Raw genomic sequence first — 19,603 nt, 5'->3', positions numbered from 1 at the left:
ACAAAAAAGCATCGAATGAGCGCTTATTAAGAGCCCATTCGATGCTTATTTTTTTACAGAAAAACTTTTTGTGATGACTTTTTCTTCCACAACAACACCGTGAAGTTCCCCGCCAAAAACTGCGCCACCATCTATATCGAGCCTCGTTTTATCTTCCGAAACCCAAATACCAGAACTTTCATCAATATGTAAATTTTGTACCGGGGTATGCCCGAAAATAAAGACTTTCCCGGTTTTATTCTGTCCAAATAAGAAAGGTTCGCGAATCCAGAAAAAATCACGCTCCTCGGTATCGTGCCAATCTTTTTTCGTCAAATCTACACCTGCATGCACAAATACATATTTGCCTTCTTCATAATAGAGCGGCAAGTTCCGGATGAAATCAATGAGTTCAGCAGCTTCTTCTTTTACTCGTTCCGCAAGTCCCTCCGGCGTCATTTTTTTGTCTAGTGAGTCCGCGATTAAGGATTGAATTGTTTCCATACCGCCTTGACTTAAATAATAATGCATTTTCCCAGAAGGGTTTTCGAGAAAATCTAGTAACATTTGTTCGTGGTTCCCTTTTAAGACAATCGCTCCCGTTTGGTCGGCTAATGCTTTCACTCTTCTAAGTACTGCAGCAGGGTTCTCACCGCGATCAATCAAATCCCCCACAAACAAAAGCCGTTCTCGCTCTTTATCCCAGTTTTCGAGTAATTCATCTAAAAGCGTAATCTCTCCGTGCACATCCCCCACAGCAAAAATAGGCTTCATGGCTATACCTCCAAATCTACGTAAAAGAAACGCCCCTCTGCTAAATGAACAAATGGACGCTTTTTTCTTATTCGGTTTCTTTTTCTGCTTTTTTGATTTTCTTCTCTACTTCTGCAATTTCGTGACGTAATGCACTTAATCTAACTTCTGCTGCATTGATGGGGCCATTTTGGAGTTGCGGATCTTCAAAGTCTCGTGTTTCACTGATTACCTCTTGATATGTTTGTCGCAACTCAATTAATTGATCTTCTAGTTCTCTTAAATTCTCATGGGCCATATGCGCCACCTCCAAATTAATCATACTACACAACTTTACAATTCCCCAATAACTAGAAAAGTAATCCTTTTTTCAGCAATTTTTTATAACACCTCTTATTACTGTATTAGTCCTTAAAAATGTGCTATTTTAAAAGTAGGTATTTTTGCTATTATACTTAAAAATAAATGAAAAAGGAGTTTTTACTATGATGACTATTTCACAAGTAAAACAAACAGCAAAAGAGTCGCTTCGTGGCAACTGGGGAATTGCCATTGGAATATTTGTACTTGCTTGGTTAATCGAAACTGTTGGTGGAGGAATAATTGGTTGGATCCCAGTCATTGGTTGGATTGCAATATTCCTACTAACTGGACCTCTTTATACTGGGGTGGCTTGGGTGTACCTAGCAATTAGCCGCCGCGAACAACCAGATGTTGCTTATATGTTTAGTGGTTTTAAACAATTTGGACGTACGGTCTTAGCTTACTTACTAATCTCTATTTTTACATTCTTATGGAGCTTACTATTAATCGTACCAGGAATTATTAAAACTTACTCTTATTCACAAACATTCTTTATCTTACGAGATAACCCAAATATTTCTGCGCTAGATGCTATTACAGAAAGCCGCCACATGATGAATGGACATAAAGGTAGACTTTTTGGACTATCTCTTACATTCCTTCTATGGTATTTAATTCCTCTTGCTGTAGCAATTGCAGGTACTGTTATCGTTGCTGGCGGAATGGCCACTACATCTTATACAGCTGATCCTGCTGAAGTACTTTCCGCTCTTGCTGCCGGTGCTACGTTTGGTGGACTTGTGTTAATCTTAGCATCGTGGTTAATTACTCTTGGTATTTCGCTTTATGTTTATCCTTATCTAATCACTTCTATCGCTGTTTTCTACGATGATTTATACGCAGCAACAGAAGGCACTTTTACAGAAGAAACTGTCATCGTGGAAGAAGAAGTAACTCCATTTGGAACAACAGAAGCTGATCCATTTGTGGAAGATACTCATCCAGAAGGCTTCGGACCAGAAGCAACAAAAGAACCCGAAACGCCTGTAGTACCAGAAGCTCCTGAGGCTCCTGAAACACCAGAAACGCCGGAAGTTCCTGAAACTCCTGAAACTCCTGAGGCACCCGAGACTCCGGAAGCACCCGAAACACCGGAAGCTCCAAAAGATAACAATGAACCAAAATAAAATTACGGCTGGCGGACTGGAATTTCTAGTCCGCTTTGCTTTGCCAACTGATCGACTAAAAATACATGACTTGATGATGGATACAGCTCGCTGGTTAAAAGAATCGGGTTCAACCCAGTGGAGCGATATTTTGCATGGTTTTGATGTTCATAATATGGAACAACGTATTGAACTTGGGGAAGTTGCCCTTTTTGAAACGGAAGCGGGTGCACTTGCGGGGGCAATGATTATTCGAAAAACACCAAGTGATTGGGATACGGATTTATGGGAAGATTTGGCAATTGATACAGCATATTATTTACACCGGATTATGGTTTCTCGAGTATTTTCCGGAATTTCATTAAGTAAACAAATGATTTATTTTGCAGAAAAATTGGGTATCGAAATGTCCGTTCCTTTCATTCGGTTAGATTGCATTGAAAGCAATGAGACGCTCAATCAAATGTATGTCCGCTATGGTTTTCAATTTTCTGGTAAGAAAAACGGTTTTTATTTATATCAAAAAGAGCTGTCACAAAAGTGACAGCTCTTTTTATCTGTATGCTTGAATCGTTAATTCCGCAAACATAGACTTAATTGTCTTCCTGGCTAATTCGGTTTCCTCTTCTGCGAGCAACTCACAAATTTGATTACTTTTCTTGTTAGTCCATTCTCTAATTTCAACGGATTTAAACATATTAATTCCATCTGAAAAATGAACCATTTGGAAGAAAATTTGTTTGACGATGCGTACTTGATAAGGATTTTCCGCAAAACTAATTAAGCAAAGAATAAAACGATGATGCGCATCATAATAATTTTCTATATCAGTTAGATATGAAAATCGTTCCATCTCTTGCGCACGCTCATTTAATTTCTCCAAATCCATTTCATAACCATAATGGGCTGCTTTTATAATGGCTGCATCGACAAATATATCAATGGTTTCCATCAACTGCACATAACGAGCCGAATCAATAATACAATCATTTAAAACAGCACCGCTATTTTCGTGATAACTAACAATACCTTGAGCAGTAAGCGTTGCAATTGCTTTTCTGAGTGGCGACCGGCTAACACCGAATTCCGTAGCCAACTTTTCTTCTGCTAAATGTTCATTCGCCACTAACTCGCCGTTTTTGATTTTTTCAAGAAGTAAATTATAAACCATTTTATCTAATGTTTTAAATTTATTTGCCACAAAGTCTGCCCCCTCTTCGCTCGTAATTATATCACAGAAAAAATATTAATGGATGAGCTTGCTTCGTTTTGCTTTTTCTGATAGCTTGGGTACTACTTTGTCGAGCGGTTTTTTGAGCAAAATACCTAGGGCGATAAAGAGAATCGCAAATCCAGCAAGTACGCTCATATCAATCCAGACCGTTGGCATATAAAGCCCTCCAACACTTTCCCGAATTAAACTAACGGCATAAGTGAATGGCAAGAATGGATAAATCGCTTGGAAAAATGGTGGCGAAACTTGAATCGGGAAGTTCCCGCCTGCTCCTGAAATTTGTAAAACTAACAGGATAATCGCAATCCCTTTTCCGACATTATTAAATAGCGATACGAGCGTGTAGACAATTGTCATGAACACCACACTGATAAACATGCTGAAAAGGACGTGTAGTAATGGTTCCGCGATAGATACCCCAAGCAAGAAAATATTCCCGAGCGTCACGATAAGCGCCTGCATTAATCCGATAGATAGGAAGGTCAGCAATCGTCCAAAATATCGGTGATAATGGCTGAAAATTCCTGCCGGCACTTCTACATCCACACGTAATAACGAAATCAACAAGAGCGCGCCGACCCATAAACAAAGTGCAGTATAAAATGGTGAGCTTGCCGAACCATAATTAGGAATTGGATAGTAGCTTGTTTCTTTTAGTTTAACTGGGTTGGCAATAAACGAACTATCTTTATCCGCATCATTCCTGAGCATCTTAATAATGCTTTGCAAATCGTAATTTTTATCAAAATCGGTAATTTTATTCGCTGCATTATTAATGGCTTTTTCAAATTCCGGCAATTCTTCCCTCGAAAGATCGGCCGCAATTTTAATCGCTTTTTCGAATTCCGGCATTTTTTCTTGAATGAGGCCAGAAGCTTGGTTTATTTCTTTTTCAAGTCCTGGTAAATCATCACGAATGAAGTTGGCCGCTTTTTTTATGTTCGCTTTTACATTCGGATAATCGTTTTGGTAAAAGTTGGCTGCTTCGTTAATGCCAGCGATAATCGTGTCGAGCTTGGTGTTGATTACTTTTGTCGCTTCATCTAACGTTTTTTGAATTTCTGGTAAGCGTTCTTGGAATTCTTTTAAGTATGTTTGACCGGTTTGTAGTGTTTCCCTCGAATCTTTTAAAACCTGCGTAATTTCTGGGATTTTCGCTTGTAGGGTTTCTAGCAGTTTCTGGCTATCTTTTAAATCCCCTTGAATTTGATTTAAGCCGACTTTAATGGCTGGGACGATTTCCGAATCATAGTTGGCTAAAATTTGGTCCAATTTCGCGCTAACATTTTTTGCTTGTTCATTCAGTTGATTTAAAAGTTCCTCGGAAGGTTGCGCGCCATTTTCAAGTTCTGTACGTACTTTTGTAATCGTCTCTTTTTGCGCGCCTAACTGGCTATTAATCGTTTTTAAATTCGTAATTAAATCAGTAAACGGTTTGTTCGGCAGCGTTTCATTTAAACTTTCTAATGTCGCTGTTTGTTTCGTAATCATTTGCTGCAAGGAATCAATATCTTGCTCCATTTTTTTCAATTCCGTAATAGCTTGTTCTGGCGTGATTGAACCATTTTTGATTGCTTCTGTCACTTGATAGATGTTGTCCGCCATTTGCTTCATTAGCGTTAAGTTTTGTTTAATAGCAGGCGCTAACGTATCAAAGGACTTATTGATTTCATCCGCAAAATCAGATACTTTATCCACATAGCCGCTGCCATTTTGCGCGATTTTTTCTACTGTAGGAATTGCCTCCATCGCTGTATCAATCACATCAAGCGCTTTGCCCGATTCATTCACTGCGTCATTGACCGTTTTCTTAATCGTTCCGAAGTTTTCATCTACTTCTTTTACCGATTCGGCGATTTGTTTGATTTCCGGGATTTTCTTTTGGAGTACTAAAATATCTTGCCCCAGCTGGTCAATTTTTGGTAGTTGTTGTTCCACTAATAAGACGTTTTCTGTCGCTTTATTTAGTTCAGGGATTTTTTCGTTTAGCTCGACAACTTGGTTTGCTTTCGCTTTCAGTTCAGGTAGTTTGGCTTCTATTTTGACCGCTTCTGCTCCCATTTTTTTCAGTTCTGGTAAAGCATCTTGCACTTGGAATACCTTGGTTTTTAAGCGACGAATTGTTGGCAATTCATTTTCAAGATCAATTCCCGCTTTATTAAACTCTTCCAAAACGGCTTTACTAACTGTACCGACAAACTCTGAACTAATTTGATTTACAATCGTCGTTGCACCACTCTCGGTCATTTTTGGTGCGATAGCATTGATTTTTTCATTGACGGAATAATCGATTGTCGGTTTGGTAACATTATCATTTACGACCGAAACCATATCTTCTGAAAAATCTTTTGGAATGTGGATAGACGCATAGTATTTCCCACTTTTCACGCCTTTTTTCGCTTCATCCTCACTTACAAAAGTCCAACCGAGTTTTTTATTTTTTTCTAGCGTTTTCTTTAGCTGGTCCCCGACGTTCACTTGTTGGGGCTTTTTCCCTGGTACGTCTATTTCCGCGCCTTCATCATCAATCGAAACTGCCACTTTGATTCCCGATGTGTTGGAGTACGGATCCCAAAGTGCTTCAATATTAAACCAAGCATATAATGATGGCAAAATAATTAATGCAATTACTAATAATAAAGCTAAAGGCGCTTTAAAGAGACGGCGCCAGTCTAAAATAAATATTTCGTATACTTTCCGCATCAAAAGCACCTCCTGTTTTTAAGCAATTTACCTTTAGAAATACTATCTAAATGTACGGATAATATACAAATTCACTAATTTTTGTATTACCTCTTTTGCTAAATCGTGTTTCTTTTCTACCATGTAGTAAGTTAATTGTTCTAACGTTTCCATCGTTTCTTCTTCCAAGAGCACAGGAATTATTTTAATATCTTTTTGCGCTTTATTAAAGAAATCACGCTTCATTTTCCTGACAATATCCTCGGCATAACTATTAGCCAACTGCGCCACAAATTGTAACAGCCATTTGCTAAGTAAGGACAAATAAGCCTCTACATCTTCTTCTTTTTGAATTTCGCGCATTTCCGCTAATAATGCGTTACCTTGCTCTGGTTTATAGGTTAAGTTTTTATTTTTACACTTTTCAATTGTTTGTACAACAAGGATTTCAGCCATCTCTAGTAATTCAATAAAACGCCCAGCGCTCATGCTACTTTCAATCACAATTGCCCCCCGGTTCAGCTCGTATTCGATTAACTCTTCGGATACTAAAACCGCAATTGCTTTTCTGACTGGCGTTCGACTAATAGATAATTCTTTTGCAATACCAGCTTCTGAAATATGTTGCCCTACATGAAGCTTTCCACTGAGAATTTTTTCTTTGATTGTATAATATGCTAATTTTTCGTATGTTTGTTTTTCCATGCTCATCCCTCGTTTTCTATATATTAAAAGTACTTTCTACGCCAAAAAATCACTGTTACCCCCGTTGTAATTAATAGCGTAAATAAAAGAATTAATGCAAACGCGTGCTCATTATGCATAAACGGTAGCTTAATATTCATCCCATAAATACTAGCCACAATCGTTGGTAATGACAAAATAATCGTAAAAGATGTTAAAAATTTCATCACGATATTCAAATTATTTGAAATAACCGAAGAAAATACGTCGGACATCCCGCTAATTATTTGGGTGTATGTATCCGTCATCGCAATTGCTTGCTTATTCTCAATAATAACATCTCTGAGCAAATCGTGATTGTCCTCTTGCTGCATAAAATGTTCCACATCTTCCATTTTATCGAGAATTGCTTTATTCGATTGAAGAGCTGTTGCAAAAAACACTAAACTTTTCTGAACTGCCATAAAAGCATACAGTTGCTCATTTTTCATCGATTGTTTAATCTGTATTTCTAAATTATTTGTCTGTTTAATGATTTGATTTAAGTATTTGAGGTAATAATAAGATACAGCGTACAATAATTTTAACAAAAATTGCTTATGATTGGTTGTATCATATTCTTCTAACTTCATTGACTCCACATCTTTTAGAATTGGTAAGTCTCGCAACGTGATTGTTACGAGATGTTTTCTAGTCAAAACGATCCCAATCGGAAGTGTTTCATACATCGCATAACCTAGTTCATCCTTTGATTCGTATGGATAATCCACAATGACTAGTGAATGTCTGACATCTTGTTCTGCTCGTTTCAATTCTATTCTAGACCGCTCCTCAGAATCTAATGCATCTAAAATATATGGTTTTGGTACATCCATTTCCTTGCTTAATATTTCTATTTCTTCATCTGTTGGAGCAGTAACTTTTACCCAACAACCATCTTCTAAAGCAGAAAGTTGCTCCATTTTTCCATTAGTTGTCTTAAAAAATTCAATCATCTAGATATCTCCCTTCTTCGTATCTTCTTTACAAAATATTTCATTTATGTTACATTATTATTAATAATAATTCATTTATGACAAAGGAGCGATGAAAATGGAATTTATGTCTATGATAGTTACAGGAATTGTTTTAGCAGCAACTGTCTCTGGCCTTTCTTTTGTAGTAAGCAAACTTAGCGGGTTATCTTGGTTTTGGATAGCATTTTGCGCCAATAGTGGCTTCTTTATCACTTTTCTCGCTGTGCAAAATTCATTCCCAGACAATGCAGCCTTAGCGCTTTCTTATTTAAATCTCGGTATTGGTATCTTTTTAATCCTCCAAACCATTTTTCAATCAAGTAATTGGTTTTTCAAGAAAACAATGCAACGTAAACATTAAAAATAATTAGTCTAATCTACCTTTCCCTTATTATCGCATCAAAAAACTGTTTAAGCTCATTTTTCGCTTAAACAGTTCTTTTTTTATTTAAAGTGTATTTTAATTCCATTCGAGTCCGTTACAGAAATAGTATTTTCTATTCGTTTTACATCATATCCTTGTTGTTCTAAATTAGCTGTTATCGCCTCTTTATCAGGAGTAATAATCGTAAACCATCCGAGTCCTGTTTCATTTTCTCCTCGGTTTTCCAAGTTACGCCCTGCCCAGACATTTGATCCAATGTGATGATGATAATCACCAGCAGCGAAAAACCTAGCTGTCGGAATAGCGGTCGTTAAGTTCATTCCAAGTGCCTCTTTATAAAATTGTTCTGCTTTGTCAGCATCTGCCACTTGTAAATGCACATGACCAATTATCGTTCCGTTTGGCATCCCCGTGAACGGTTCGCCTGTCGCAATTTGAAGCAACGAATCCACATCAACTTGTTCTGTCACCATCGGTAAATTGCCATCTCCATCACGCATCCATTCTGCTTTTGGGCGGTCCGCATAAATTTCAATACCATTACCTTCAATATCATGTAAATAAAGTGCCTCACTATACGCATGATCGCCTGCCCCATCAATCGGATAACCTGACTTAGCTAAATGAAGTAACACATCTGCTAAACTTTCTCGCGTTGGTAAAAGAAAGGCGGTATGAAACAAGCCAATCCGCGGCACTTCTGGAACAACCGCATTATCTATCTTTTTAAGAACAAGTAAAGCTTCATCAGACCCACTCACGCCGAGCCGAACCATTCGCTCATTTTCCTCTAATAACTTCAAACCAATTACTTCTTGATAAAAGCCTGCCATCTCTTTTAAATGTCCAACATTCAATACAACTTCGCCTAGTCGTAACTCTTCACTAATTTCTACCATGTAAAAACGCTCCTTTTATTGTAATACATTCATTACAACATAAGGAGCGTTCAAATTCCAATAAAACGACTTACAAAAAGTAAGTTAATTATTTTTTAAGTAATTCGCTATGTTTTCTACCATAAGCAAAGTACACAATTAATCCAATAACAAACCAAATTCCGCAAAGAATCCACGTATGAACAGACAAACGGCTAATTAAAAACGCACATAATAGGAACGAAACAATAGGAAGAACTGGGTAAAATGGTACTTTGAATCCTCTCGCTTGAATATCTTTATTTTTACGTAAAAAGATAATCCCGATAGACACCATCATAAACGCCAAGAGTGTTCCAATATTAACCAACTCAGCCAATCGATCCAATGGCACAAGCCCACTAATAATTGCAACAATCACTGCAAAAATCCAGGTGTTTTTAACAGGCGTTTGGTATTTTTGATTAATTTCTGCAAGTACTTTTGGTAATAAACCATCACGTCCCATCGCAAAAATCAGTCTAGTCGCCCCGTAACTCATTACTAAAATTACTGTAATCATCCCAACAACCGCGCCAAGTGATACAATGCCAGCTACCCAATCTTGGTTAATCACTTGCAAAGCATAAGCCACTGGATCTGTTACGTTTAAATCTGTGTACGGCACCATTCCAGTTAAAACAGCGGATACAGCCACATATAACACCGTACAAATAAGTAGCGAACCAATAATTCCAATCGGCATCGTTCGTTGCGGATTTTTCACTTCTTCTGCTGCGGAGGAAACGGCATCGAAACCTAAATAAGCAAAGAACACTAGCGCCGCACCATTCATAACCCCACTAATTCCAAATGGCATAAACGGTTGCCAGTTATCCGGTTTGACATAAAATACGCCAACAACCAAGAAAAGTAAAATAACGCCGACTTTTAAAGCCACCATAATCGTATTCACACGCGTGGACTCTTTTATTCCAAGCGTTAATAAAAAGGCAATAACAAGAACAATAATAATTGCTGGTAAATTAATAAATGTACCTACTTCTGGATTAAAAGACCCAGATATGGCTTTTGGAATAGAGATATGGAAGCCTGAAAGCAACGCATTTAAATAAGAAGACCATCCACTTGCTACAGAAGCCACTGCAAGCCCGTATTCCAAAATAAGTGCCCAACCAAGCAACCATCCAATTAACTCACCAAAAACAACATAACCATACGTATAGGCGCTCCCTGCAACAGGAACACTAGATGCAAACTCCGAGTAACACATTGCTGCAATCGCACAAACAATCGCCGCAATCACAAAAGAGAAAATAATCGCTGGTCCCGCATTTTTCGCAGCCACTGTTCCAGGTAAAATAAAAATCCCCGTTCCGACAATCGCCCCGACCCCAAGTAAAGTTAAATCAAGCGGTCCAAGTGTTTGCTTTAAATGCGTGCTACCACTTTTATTATGCATTAAATCTTCTATCGGTTTTCTTCTAAATAATGAATTCATTTTGTCTCCTACCTTTTTACAGTCTTCTAAAAGGATATCCTTTTACACTTTAAAGGTCAATAGGATTGTGAGAAAAAATACAAAAACTAATCATTCTTTCCTAAAGTAGAACCTATTACCCAAATATATCAGAATCATCTTTCATGATTTGCACTGTACGCGTGATTAAGCTAAAATTAGAAGGAATGGATTTGTGCGTGTTTAGCACAAAGCATGCTAGAAAGAGGAATTCAGTTGATTTTATTTTATTTTTTATTAATTATTGGTAAGTTCACTTTCGCCTATTTCCAGATTTTTAAAGATCCTAATTTCTTGGCACTTGGAATGGACCTGCTGTTTATCGTCTTACTTCTTGGATTAATTCATTTATTCGCACCGGTTCGCTCGCACATTTATTGGTATGCAGGAATGTCTTTATTTATTGGGATTCTAATGCTCGTATGTGTACTTTACGCCCGGTTTTATAATGAAGTCCCAACATACCACAGCTTCTCTCTTATCGGTGAGGTTGGCGTAGTTAAGAACAGTGCTTCAAGCCTGCTAAGCGGGACAGACTGGTTGTACATCTTAGATATTATTTTGCTACCATTTATCCTTTATTTCCATATCAAAAAAGGACACGAGTTCCCTTCATTCCGCCTAACTAGCCGTGTTTATGGCGTATCATTTATTAGTACGCTGCTCGTTTTAAGTGGTTTTACTTATTTTATGATGCAACAAAACATTATCAGTGACTCCAAGCGCGCAAAACGAATGGGAATTTTCACATTTAATATCAGTACTGCGCTTACTGGTGCAGATCATGTTAAAGCCGCAGATATTACTGCAAAAAACGTGAATGACATCAAAGGTGTATCGGTTAAGTCGAATCCCGATTACTTCGGTGCTGCTAAAGGGAAAAATCTTATTATCGTTCAACTCGAGTCATTCCAGCGTAATTTAACGAACGTCAAAATTAACGGTCAGTCGATTACGCCTACATTAGATAGCTTACAAAACGAAACCATGTATTCCAACCAATTTTTCCAAACTGTCTCTAAGTCAAATACGGCTGATGCGGAATGGTCCGTTTATACATCGACTTTCCCAAGTGGTTATTATACAAACACACAAACTTACGGCGACCGGGTAATCCCGTCTATGCCTCGTTTACTTGGCAAAAATGATTATAAAACAGCGACCTTCCATACAAATGATGCTAGTTTTTACAATCGCGATGAATTTTATCCTGCTGTAGGATTTGATAAGTTTTATGATCGTAAATTCTTTGGCGATGAGGACGTTATCGGCTTCTCTCCTAGTGATGAAGTGCTTTATAACAAAGCCTTTCCGATTCTAGAAGAGCAGTACAAAAACAACCAAAAGTTCTATGCGCAATTAATTAGTGTAAGTAGTCATATGCCATTCGATATTCCGAAAGATAAGCAAGAAATCGACTTACCGAGCGATTTAAAAGATACAGAACTTGGTAACTATTTCGAAGCGGTTCATTATGCGGATAAACAACTTGGTGAATTCATTCAAAAATTAAAAGATAGCGGCATTTGGGATGATTCTGTTGTCGTTTTCTACGGCGATCATCACATTATCAAAACCGACCAACTACCTGAAGAACAAAAAAAATACGTCAATCGTTCCACTCAGTTAAAAGCAAATCCAGCTGATGATTACCGTATTCCATTCTTCTTACATTATCCTGGCATGGAAAACCCTGGTGAAATTAAAAATGTTGGTGGCGAAATTGATATTATGCCAACTGTCATGAATTTACTTGGCATTAAAACTGGTGACCAAATTATGTTTGGAACCGATATCCTCAACTCATCAAATAATTACGTACCTGAACGCTACACAATGCCAGAAGGAAGCTATTTCACCAATTCTTACATGTACCAACCAGATGAAAGCTTCGAAACTGGTGCAGCAACGAATTATGATGGAACAAACAAAGAACTTTCGAGTGATGTGAAGAAACGCTTTGACGCTAGCCGAAAACTCTTACAGTATTCCGATAGCTATGTAAACAACTTACCATTACGAGACGAAGATAAATAAAAAAGAAGTATCCAGCAAATCTGGATACTTCTTTTTTTGCTTATTTTGGTAAAGCAGCTTGATGTTCATTAAATTTTTCAATACTTTCAAGCGCTAGAGGTTTGTTCATCATTTGTAAAAATAAATCATAGCCGATCGTAACGGTATCAGCTCCACTAGCTAATGCTTGCATGATTTGACGACTATTTTTAAAGCTTGCTCCCATGATTTTTACATCTTCTAGACCTTGCAAATCTAACACGTATCGTAGTTCTTCTATTGTTTTCGCTGCGTCTAGTCCGCTTACTTCCATGCGATTATAATATGGCGCTAAATAATCTGCCCCAGAGAGCGCTGCAATATAACCTTGTTCCGATGAGAAAATTGCTGTTGCTAAAATAATTTCATTTGGAAAATTAGCGCGAACTTTTGCGATGACTTTTATCCCGGCTTCGTGGGCTGGGATTTTCAACCCGATTACCGTACCTTCTGCCGGCTCAATTGCTTGAATTCGAAGGACATCTTCCCAGATTTCCTCTTCCGTTAACCCAGCCGCTTGCACAAACACAACTTTGGCTGGAATATTCGCTATATGCGTGTTTCTCGGCTTATTCTCCTTTAATAAAATAGTCGGATTAGTGGTTACACCTTCAAAAAACGGAAATTGAAGCGCTTTCTTTATTTCCTCTAAATTCCCCGTATCTAAAAACATTTCCTCACTCCTTCAAAGTTTTCTTCTCATTTTAAGTGTAGAAAAGTTCCACGAGCCAGTCAATTGTTTCTGAGACCCAAAGTTGTTGGCGATTTTGTACAACAAAAAACACCTCCACGTGCCGAGGTGTTTTTTGTCGCTATTTTTTCTTCGGTTCTTTCTTCCAGTTTTTCCGCTTGAATTCAAAGCGTTCCATCCATGGTCGGCCTTTTTTCAGTGCAAAATAGCCGACGATGACGATAAATAGTGCGCCAATAATATCGACAATAATATCTGTCATCGTATCCTCCAGTGCAGCGCGACCAGTGAGCGGAGTTCCATTAGATAGGTTATAACGCTGCATATTTAAGTTCATAATCCCATCAAAAGTATACTCATACACTTCCCAGAAAGCCCCCATTGTCACCGCGAAACAAAACGCGAATACAGCGATAAAGCCCGGTTTAAGTTTCATGACAACTTTGTTATTAGCATTTAGCAAACTAACGAACGAAAAGCCAATTGCTCCAAGCATCGCCCCACTAAAAGTATGTAAAATTTTATCCCAATGTGGCACGGTTGAATAGAATTTTTGAACTGTACCAAGATAAATGGATCCGTATAAAAATACAATAAACAAAATATACACAAGACCAGGTATTTCAAATTTGAAGCGTCGTGCAATAATCGAAGGTAGCAACAAAATAAAAATTCCTAATATAATTTCAAATAGTAAAAATATATAGTCCCCTCGTAACGTCACATGCGGTCCAGTTGCTGGCTGCTTGATCGGTGCTGTAAAAATTTCGTAAATAGTAAAAACAACAGAAATCCCCATTGACGCAAAAACAAATAATGCTATCCATTGTGTCCAATTGATCTTTTTCATGCACTCATCTCCAATCTATCATGTAATACCCCTTTTTTCGTAAAAAGAAACTGCTCATCCATCTTAGACTAGGAATAGACAAGCAGTCAAATTTATCACTTTTTCCGATTGGATCGAAGGAGCCTAAGCCCATTTAGAATAACTAAAATAGTACTTCCCTCATGTCCCACAACGCCAAATGGCAAATTGATTAGTTGGAAAACATTCGCTGTTATCAAAACAAGAATCACCGCAATCGCAAAACAAATATTTTGCCAAGTAATCCAGTGAAGCCGTTCAGAAAGGTTGTAAGCATATGGGATTTTCTCCAAATCATTTTTCATTAAAACAACATCCGCTGTTTCCATCGCGATGTCTGTCCCCTCGCCCATTGCAATTCCAACCGCCGCATGTGCAAGAGCCGGAGCATCATTAATTCCATCGCCAACCATTGCCACACTGCCATAAGTAACCGACAATTCTTTTAACACATCCACTTTTTTCTCAGGTAAACAACCGGAAACAACATAGTCCATTCCGAGTTCGGCTTGAATCGCTGCACCTGTTTGTTCGTTATCTCCTGTCACCATTATGGTTTTAATTCCTTTTGCTTGAAGCGCCTTGATTGTACGAATGGCTTCAGGCCGGCATGTATCTTTAAGGGCAAACATAGCTTGAATCACGCCGTCTTTGGCTACATATACAATCGTTTTCCCTTCACCCGCAAGTCGCTCAAATGCACCATTTGAAAATACTCTAGCTTCCTCATTTCCGACAAATCCAGCCTTACCAACTTGCCAAATCGCCTCACGGTAGACCGCTTGTACTCCCCATCCAGGTACATCCGTCACTTCAATTTCTGTTAACTTTTCGGTGATTTCCGCCTCTAGGTCTTGCGTTATAGCCGCAGCTAACGGATGTAAAGATTGTCGCTCCATCGCTCCAACTACATTGATTACTTGTTGCTTATCGACATTTTCAGCAAATAACCGATCTGTCAGTTCTGGTGTACCATTTGTCAGCGTCCCGGTTTTATCAAATGCAACAGCTTTTACACCGCGCAAATTTTCCAAGTGTACGCCGCCTTTAAACAAAATCCCGTGACGTGCACCGTTCGAAATTGCCGCTAAAGTCGCAGGCGTTACCGAAGCCACTAGCGCACAAGGGGAAGCAACCGTTAGTAAAACCATCGCACGATAAAACGTCTCATTCCACGACCACCCTAAAGCAAAATGAGGCAAGAACATCATTACTAACACAAATAATAGAACTGCTTTTACATAAGCATCCTCAAATCGTTCAATAAAGCGAGCAGTTTTCGAAGGTTCACTTTGAGCCGATTCTACTAAACGAATAATCTTACTAAAAATCGTATTATCAAATGTTTGCGTTACTTTGACCGTGATGGCGCTGCTTACATTGACCGTCCCGCCAAACACATCCGCACCAACTGTTTTCGTCGCTGGCACTGATTCCCCATTAATGGCTGCTTCATTTAAAGTAGTTGAACCTCGAACAATGACTCCATCAATTGGGACACTTTCTCCAGGCCGAACAAATAACATATCATCCAGTTGTAACTCCTTTGCAGCCACTTCCTCTAAATCTCCATTAGGAAGCAAACGAAAGGCACGTTCTGGTTGAAATGCCATTAATTTCGTGATTTCGCGCTTACTTTTATTGGTCGTATACGTTTCTAAAGCGCCACTAACCGAGAAAATAAAAATAAGTATGGCCCCTTCAAACCAATAACCAATAATCGATGCACCAGTAGCCGCTAAAATCATTAAGAGCTCCACATTCAACTTTTTCGTTTGGATAGTCGCTTGAATGCCTTCTTTAGCTTGCTCAAAACCACCGATAACAAAGGCACTTAGGAAAATAACCGCTGTCCAAAAGTCGCCAACCTCACTACCGACCAAACAACCAATCACAATCAAAATCCCGCTAATGCCCGTCGTAATAAATTGCCAATTCTGCTTCATCCATTCCTTCATTATGCTCATCCTCTCCAAATGATAATGATTCCCATTACCCTAAAAAACACAAAAATCTGCTTTCGCAACCGCGAAAAACAGATTAAACAATAATTATTATAAATAAATATAAAAATATGCGTCCTTAACTCACTTGTTATTATAGCACTTTCCTAATGACATATCAAACTAATTGATAAAATTGCATTCTAATTGAGAATGAATTTCACTATCACTCCAATACATAAAAAAACACTTGAGCACAAAGCCCAAGTGTCTGATTTCATTAAGGTAATTGGTTGCCAGCCGCACGGTAAATTTCATACCATTCTTCGCGGCTAAGTGTTACGTCAGAAGCTTTTGCAATATCAGCAATTCTTCCCGGATTCATTGTACCAACCACTGTTTGGAAGCTCGCTGGGTGGCGCTGAATCCACGCAACCGCTATAGCTGAATTAGTTACACCTTTGTCAGCAGCAATTTTGTCGATTACTTTATTCAATTCAGGGAATTTATCGTTATCCAAGAAAACTCCTTCAAAGAAACCATATTGGAACGGTGACCATGCTTGGATTGTCATGTTGTTTAAGCGACTATATTCCAAAATACCGCCGTCACGATCAAGTGAAGGATCAATCGTCATATTCACATTAAAACCAGTATCAATCATACCCGTATGCATAATACTAAATTGCAGTTGGTTGGCGATTAATTCTTGATCTACGTATTTTTTCAATAGTTCAATTTGACCTGGATTTTGATTACTTACGCCGAAATGACGCACTTTTCCACTTTTCTCTAATTCTGTGAAAGCTGCCGCTACTTCTTCTGGTTCGAAAAGTGTATCCGGACGGTGAAGTAAAAGTGTATCTAAATAGTCTGTTTTCAGGCGTTTTAAGCTACCTTCCACAGAAGCAATAATGTGCTCTTTTGAAAAATCAAAGAATCCTTGACGAATTCCGCATTTTGATTGAAGAATCATTTTTTCACGAATAGTTGCATTCATATCAATTGCATCAGCAAAAACTTCCTCTGATTTACCGCCGCCATAAATATCCGCGTGGTCAAAAAAATCAATGCCATTTTCAAGTGCTGTATTAATCACTTTGTTGGCATCCTCTTTACTAAGATCCGCCATTCTCATACATCCTAGCGAAATTTCTGAAGCTGTTAAAGCGCTATTACCAATTGTTATACGTTTCAAACCAAGCACCTCTTTCTAAAAGTATATCCTTATTCTAACACTTTGTTGTAATCGTTACCAAACTTAACCTTCTGAATAAAAACTAATTCCCTTATCCGTGTCCTCTACAACGATTCCAGCCGGTTGATTAATCAAGAGAATGCAGTAGTAAAAATCCCCGACACAACCAGACGTATGTAACGCAAAAATTAAATAAAGAACCGCTTCATTCACCCCAAGAAATCGCAGAAAAATGAACAAACCCGTAAGAACGATAAATGGCGCAATCGAAATAATAAAGAATTGTGCTTTCGTATAAAATGCTCCGGGGCTTCCAGCATAAGCCATCCCATTTTTAAAACCAAATTTCACTTTTGCTTCTGGACGAAATGCTTTAAAGAAAATCCCGTGTACGGCTTCGTGAATAATAATTGCTACTAAATAACCTACGCCAAGCCACATAACTCCCGCCAAACCATTTGTAATCTGGAAACCGCCTGAAAAAACAATTCCTAAAACAGTTAATACAAGCACAATAACAATCGCAACAATATTCAAATTCATAACCAATTTTTTATTTTCTAGTAAATTTATTTCTTGAACCAATTTTCTTTCCATTTAGCACGCTCCTTTTATAAAAACGCTGATATTTTCGTTATTACAATTATACAATACTTCTTGTCGGCATTCTATGTCATAGTGAGGAAATACCCAAGTCCGGCTGAAGGAGGTAAAAAGTTTTTCTTTTGTTGGTTTCTATAAATTTTTACAAGCCTTTAAATCGTTAAAGCTATATACTCTCATGTCACAACCTTACAAAAAACAATATCTTCTATATTAATATCAATTATTCGTTCGTCATCTCTTAAAGAAATAACGCAAACGAACATTCCTAAAAATAAAGTGGTAATAAAATATAGTCCTCTTTCTTAAACATAAAAAGCATGCTATTAAGCACACTTTTTAAATATGTTTCGTTTAGTTTTATACGATAAAATTTCTCTATTAAGAGAAAAAACATACTATCACTTTTTATTAGGCTGCTTCATCGCCTCTGATGCAATAAAATATTCGCCATCCTCTTTAAACAAAATAGTCCTTGGAAATTCATCTCCATTTTTCGCTTTATAAACTTCTGTTCCTTCACTTAAATAATTCGAAGTGAAATTTTCATTTGGTATTCGGTAATGACGAATTCTATGCTCTATCTCACCAATTTTCTCTAAAGCGTCCTCTTTCTTTGCAGGTTCATACGTCACTATATATAAAACGTCATCAACTTGCATCATTTCTACAAGGTTGTCTCTATATAACAACCACTTTACCCCAAATATTATTGCACAAAGAACTATTACTGACACTATTAATAGCAACCATTTTTTCTTCATTCTATTAGCTCTCTTTTCATTTTATTTATTACGGCTTTTAATAAACGTTTCTGTCGCAGTGTTGGTATATTTTGTTGTTGACCCGGTGTATATTCCAGCGCCATTATATTTTTTAACCGTATACTTTGTAATATCTACATTTCCATATATTGCAGGCCTTGTCCACTTTTTAGGGTCTGCCTTAATATATTGCCCAGCTGAACTTGATTTTGCAACAGAGAAGCTAAACTTACCATAACCAACGCTCGCGCTAACAGATACTTTCGCATTACTAAAAAAATAACCGGAAACGTTATATTGATAATTTTTCCACTCAGGATGCCAAGCGATAAAACCTTTTGTAACTTTTCTTGTTTTCGATACTTTCGTCCATTTTTCATAACCTAAACTTGCACTTTTTAATAGTTGTCTTTCTTGGCTAACAGGCTCATTTGGACTAATTTGATCTCTAACAATAAATTCATCTGGTAATTCATCGCTATTATCTTGTATACCACTTTCAACTTCATCTTGCGTAATAACCGGAGTTGTATCAACATTCCTTACTGCTGCAGATACATGTGTAATAGGCGTTAATACTAAAAGGGCAACAATTATCGGTGCCACCACATGTTTTAAAAAAGTTTTTTTCATAATATCATTTCTCTCCCTTTATGTATATTCTAGTTTTCAAAATGATTCTATCATGAAAAAACGATGTATAACCAAAAATGTAATGAAATGTCCGATTCTTGTCATGAACATCTAAAAACATGACTTGTTTAGAATAATTATTACACAATATGTGTAGCATTATATATTCAGCCACAAAAAAGTTCGATTTCCATCTTATTATTCATGATTTATGCAACCCTCTTTATCTTCGTCACAAAAAGTACATAC

19 protein-coding genes are annotated in these 19,603 nt (G+C 37.7%); 4 read left to right on the top strand and 15 right to left on the bottom strand.

Features of this window, described 5'->3' with window-relative positions:
- Positions 1–45 precede the first annotated feature (45 nt).
- Positions 46–753 carry a metallophosphoesterase family protein gene (locus tag AB2Q86_RS03470; RefSeq protein ID WP_003729376.1) on the bottom strand — a complete coding sequence of 236 codons (708 nt, stop codon included), beginning with the start codon at positions 751–753 and terminating at the stop codon, positions 46–48.
- 67 nt (positions 754–820) lie between these two features.
- Positions 821–1,030, bottom strand: a complete 210-nt coding sequence (locus AB2Q86_RS03465; RefSeq protein WP_012581799.1) for an Lmo0654 family protein — start codon at positions 1,028–1,030, stop codon at positions 821–823.
- A gap of 190 nt (positions 1,031–1,220) precedes the next feature.
- Between AB2Q86_RS03465 and AB2Q86_RS03460 the strand changes: the two genes are divergently transcribed.
- Positions 1,221–2,222 carry a DUF975 family protein gene (locus AB2Q86_RS03460; protein ID WP_003729374.1) on the top strand — a complete coding sequence of 334 codons (1,002 nt, stop codon included), beginning with the start codon at positions 1,221–1,223 and terminating at the stop codon, positions 2,220–2,222.
- On the top strand, positions 2,209–2,745 hold the full coding sequence (locus AB2Q86_RS03455; RefSeq protein ID WP_012581801.1) for a GNAT family acetyltransferase: 537 nt from the start codon (positions 2,209–2,211) through the stop codon (positions 2,743–2,745). Before AB2Q86_RS03460 ends, AB2Q86_RS03455 begins: the two co-directional genes overlap by 14 nt.
- 9 nt (positions 2,746–2,754) lie before the next feature.
- Here the strand turns inward: AB2Q86_RS03455 and AB2Q86_RS03450 are convergent, their stop codons facing one another.
- Genes AB2Q86_RS03450 through AB2Q86_RS03435 form a run of 4 tightly spaced genes read right to left on the bottom strand, consistent with a single transcriptional unit; the run spans position 2,755 to position 7,796 of the window.
- Entirely contained in the window at positions 2,755–3,402 is a 648-nt protein-coding gene (locus AB2Q86_RS03450) for a GntR family transcriptional regulator (protein ID WP_012581802.1), read from the bottom strand.
- Positions 3,403–3,447: 45 nt separating this feature from the next.
- Positions 3,448–6,138 carry a YhgE/Pip domain-containing protein gene (locus AB2Q86_RS03445; RefSeq protein ID WP_012581803.1) on the bottom strand — a complete coding sequence of 897 codons (2,691 nt, stop codon included), beginning with the start codon at positions 6,136–6,138 and terminating at the stop codon, positions 3,448–3,450.
- Between the two features lie 42 nt (positions 6,139–6,180).
- Positions 6,181–6,822, bottom strand: coding sequence for a GntR family transcriptional regulator (locus AB2Q86_RS03440; RefSeq protein WP_003729370.1), 642 nt, complete (start codon positions 6,820–6,822; stop codon positions 6,181–6,183).
- A gap of 23 nt (positions 6,823–6,845) precedes the next feature.
- Entirely contained in the window at positions 6,846–7,796 is a 951-nt protein-coding gene (locus AB2Q86_RS03435) for a magnesium transporter CorA family protein (RefSeq protein ID WP_003729369.1), read from the bottom strand.
- Positions 7,797–7,893: 97 nt separating this feature from the next.
- Here AB2Q86_RS03435 and AB2Q86_RS03430 point away from each other — a divergent pair, with 97 nt between their 5' ends.
- The gene (locus AB2Q86_RS03430; RefSeq protein ID WP_003729368.1) at positions 7,894–8,178 is read left to right on the top strand and encodes a hypothetical protein; all 285 of its coding nucleotides are present in this window, start codon (positions 7,894–7,896) and stop codon (positions 8,176–8,178) included.
- A gap of 83 nt (positions 8,179–8,261) precedes the next feature.
- On the opposite strand, the gene AB2Q86_RS03425 is transcribed toward AB2Q86_RS03430, so the two are convergent.
- Together AB2Q86_RS03425 and AB2Q86_RS03420 are read right to left on the bottom strand one after the other, a co-directional pair.
- A complete protein-coding gene (locus tag AB2Q86_RS03425) occupies positions 8,262–9,101 on the bottom strand; it encodes a VOC family protein (protein ID WP_012581804.1) in 840 nt (279 codons plus the stop codon).
- Between the two features lie 88 nt (positions 9,102–9,189).
- The gene (locus tag AB2Q86_RS03420) at positions 9,190–10,581 is read right to left on the bottom strand and encodes an amino acid permease (protein WP_012581805.1); all 1,392 of its coding nucleotides are present in this window, start codon (positions 10,579–10,581) and stop codon (positions 9,190–9,192) included.
- A gap of 234 nt (positions 10,582–10,815) precedes the next feature.
- On the opposite strand from AB2Q86_RS03420, the gene ltaP reads away from it, so the two are divergent.
- Entirely contained in the window at positions 10,816–12,636 is a 1,821-nt protein-coding gene (ltaP, locus tag AB2Q86_RS03415) for a lipoteichoic acid primase LtaP (protein WP_012581806.1), read from the top strand.
- Between the two features lie 40 nt (positions 12,637–12,676).
- Here ltaP and AB2Q86_RS03410 read toward each other — a convergent pair whose 3' ends face one another.
- The 7 genes from AB2Q86_RS03410 to AB2Q86_RS03380 form a co-directional block, all read right to left on the bottom strand.
- Positions 12,677–13,327, bottom strand: a complete 651-nt coding sequence (locus AB2Q86_RS03410) for a transaldolase family protein (protein WP_003724384.1) — start codon at positions 13,325–13,327, stop codon at positions 12,677–12,679.
- Between the two features lie 139 nt (positions 13,328–13,466).
- The gene (locus AB2Q86_RS03405; protein WP_003724383.1) at positions 13,467–14,195 is read right to left on the bottom strand and encodes a hypothetical protein; all 729 of its coding nucleotides are present in this window, start codon (positions 14,193–14,195) and stop codon (positions 13,467–13,469) included.
- A 95-nt stretch (positions 14,196–14,290) separates the two neighbouring features.
- The gene (locus AB2Q86_RS03400) at positions 14,291–16,171 is read right to left on the bottom strand and encodes a heavy metal translocating P-type ATPase (protein WP_012581807.1); all 1,881 of its coding nucleotides are present in this window, start codon (positions 16,169–16,171) and stop codon (positions 14,291–14,293) included.
- Between the two features lie 265 nt (positions 16,172–16,436).
- The gene (locus AB2Q86_RS03395) at positions 16,437–17,354 is read right to left on the bottom strand and encodes an aldo/keto reductase family oxidoreductase (RefSeq protein ID WP_003729364.1); all 918 of its coding nucleotides are present in this window, start codon (positions 17,352–17,354) and stop codon (positions 16,437–16,439) included.
- Between the two features lie 63 nt (positions 17,355–17,417).
- A complete protein-coding gene (locus AB2Q86_RS03390; RefSeq protein WP_012581808.1) occupies positions 17,418–17,951 on the bottom strand; it encodes a DUF3267 domain-containing protein in 534 nt (177 codons plus the stop codon).
- Between the two features lie 407 nt (positions 17,952–18,358).
- Positions 18,359–18,721, bottom strand: a complete 363-nt coding sequence (locus tag AB2Q86_RS03385) for a hypothetical protein (protein WP_041176483.1) — start codon at positions 18,719–18,721, stop codon at positions 18,359–18,361.
- Between the two features lie 21 nt (positions 18,722–18,742).
- A complete protein-coding gene (locus AB2Q86_RS03380) occupies positions 18,743–19,354 on the bottom strand; it encodes a hypothetical protein (protein WP_012581810.1) in 612 nt (203 codons plus the stop codon).
- Positions 19,355–19,603 lie beyond the last annotated feature (249 nt).

The sequence above is a fragment of the Listeria monocytogenes genome, from assembly GCF_041765605.1.
GTDB classification, from domain to species: Bacteria; Bacillota; Bacilli; order Lactobacillales; family Listeriaceae; genus Listeria; species Listeria monocytogenes_D.
This window is presented reverse-complemented; position numbering and strand designations above follow the sequence as displayed.

What these genes read in the sequence shown, in the direction of transcription:
- AB2Q86_RS03470 (WP_003729376.1), bottom strand. Translation starts at nt 753, where the DNA reads ATGAAGCCTATTTTTGCTGTGGGGGATGTGCACGGAGAGATTACGCTT.
- AB2Q86_RS03465 (WP_012581799.1), bottom strand. Translation starts at nt 1,030, where the DNA reads ATGGCCCATGAGAATTTAAGAGAACTAGAAGATCAATTAATTGAGTTG.
- AB2Q86_RS03460 (WP_003729374.1), top strand. Translation starts at nt 1,221, where the DNA reads ATGACTATTTCACAAGTAAAACAAACAGCAAAAGAGTCGCTTCGTGGC.
- AB2Q86_RS03455 (WP_012581801.1), top strand. Translation starts at nt 2,209, where the DNA reads ATGAACCAAAATAAAATTACGGCTGGCGGACTGGAATTTCTAGTCCGC.
- AB2Q86_RS03445 (WP_012581803.1), bottom strand. Translation starts at nt 6,138, where the DNA reads ATGCGGAAAGTATACGAAATATTTATTTTAGACTGGCGCCGTCTCTTT.
- AB2Q86_RS03440 (WP_003729370.1), bottom strand. Translation starts at nt 6,822, where the DNA reads ATGGAAAAACAAACATACGAAAAATTAGCATATTATACAATCAAAGAA.
- AB2Q86_RS03435 (WP_003729369.1), bottom strand. Translation starts at nt 7,796, where the DNA reads ATGATTGAATTTTTTAAGACAACTAATGGAAAAATGGAGCAACTTTCT.
- AB2Q86_RS03430 (WP_003729368.1), top strand. Translation starts at nt 7,894, where the DNA reads ATGGAATTTATGTCTATGATAGTTACAGGAATTGTTTTAGCAGCAACT.
- AB2Q86_RS03425 (WP_012581804.1), bottom strand. Translation starts at nt 9,101, where the DNA reads ATGGTAGAAATTAGTGAAGAGTTACGACTAGGCGAAGTTGTATTGAAT.
- AB2Q86_RS03420 (WP_012581805.1), bottom strand. Translation starts at nt 10,581, where the DNA reads ATGAATTCATTATTTAGAAGAAAACCGATAGAAGATTTAATGCATAAT.
- AB2Q86_RS03410 (WP_003724384.1), bottom strand. Translation starts at nt 13,327, where the DNA reads ATGTTTTTAGATACGGGGAATTTAGAGGAAATAAAGAAAGCGCTTCAA.
- AB2Q86_RS03405 (WP_003724383.1), bottom strand. Translation starts at nt 14,195, where the DNA reads ATGAAAAAGATCAATTGGACACAATGGATAGCATTATTTGTTTTTGCG.
- AB2Q86_RS03400 (WP_012581807.1), bottom strand. Translation starts at nt 16,171, where the DNA reads ATGAAGGAATGGATGAAGCAGAATTGGCAATTTATTACGACGGGCATT.
- AB2Q86_RS03390 (WP_012581808.1), bottom strand. Translation starts at nt 17,951, where the DNA reads ATGGAAAGAAAATTGGTTCAAGAAATAAATTTACTAGAAAATAAAAAA.
- AB2Q86_RS03385 (WP_041176483.1), bottom strand. Translation starts at nt 18,721, where the DNA reads ATGAAGAAAAAATGGTTGCTATTAATAGTGTCAGTAATAGTTCTTTGT.
- AB2Q86_RS03380 (WP_012581810.1), bottom strand. Translation starts at nt 19,354, where the DNA reads ATGAAAAAAACTTTTTTAAAACATGTGGTGGCACCGATAATTGTTGCC.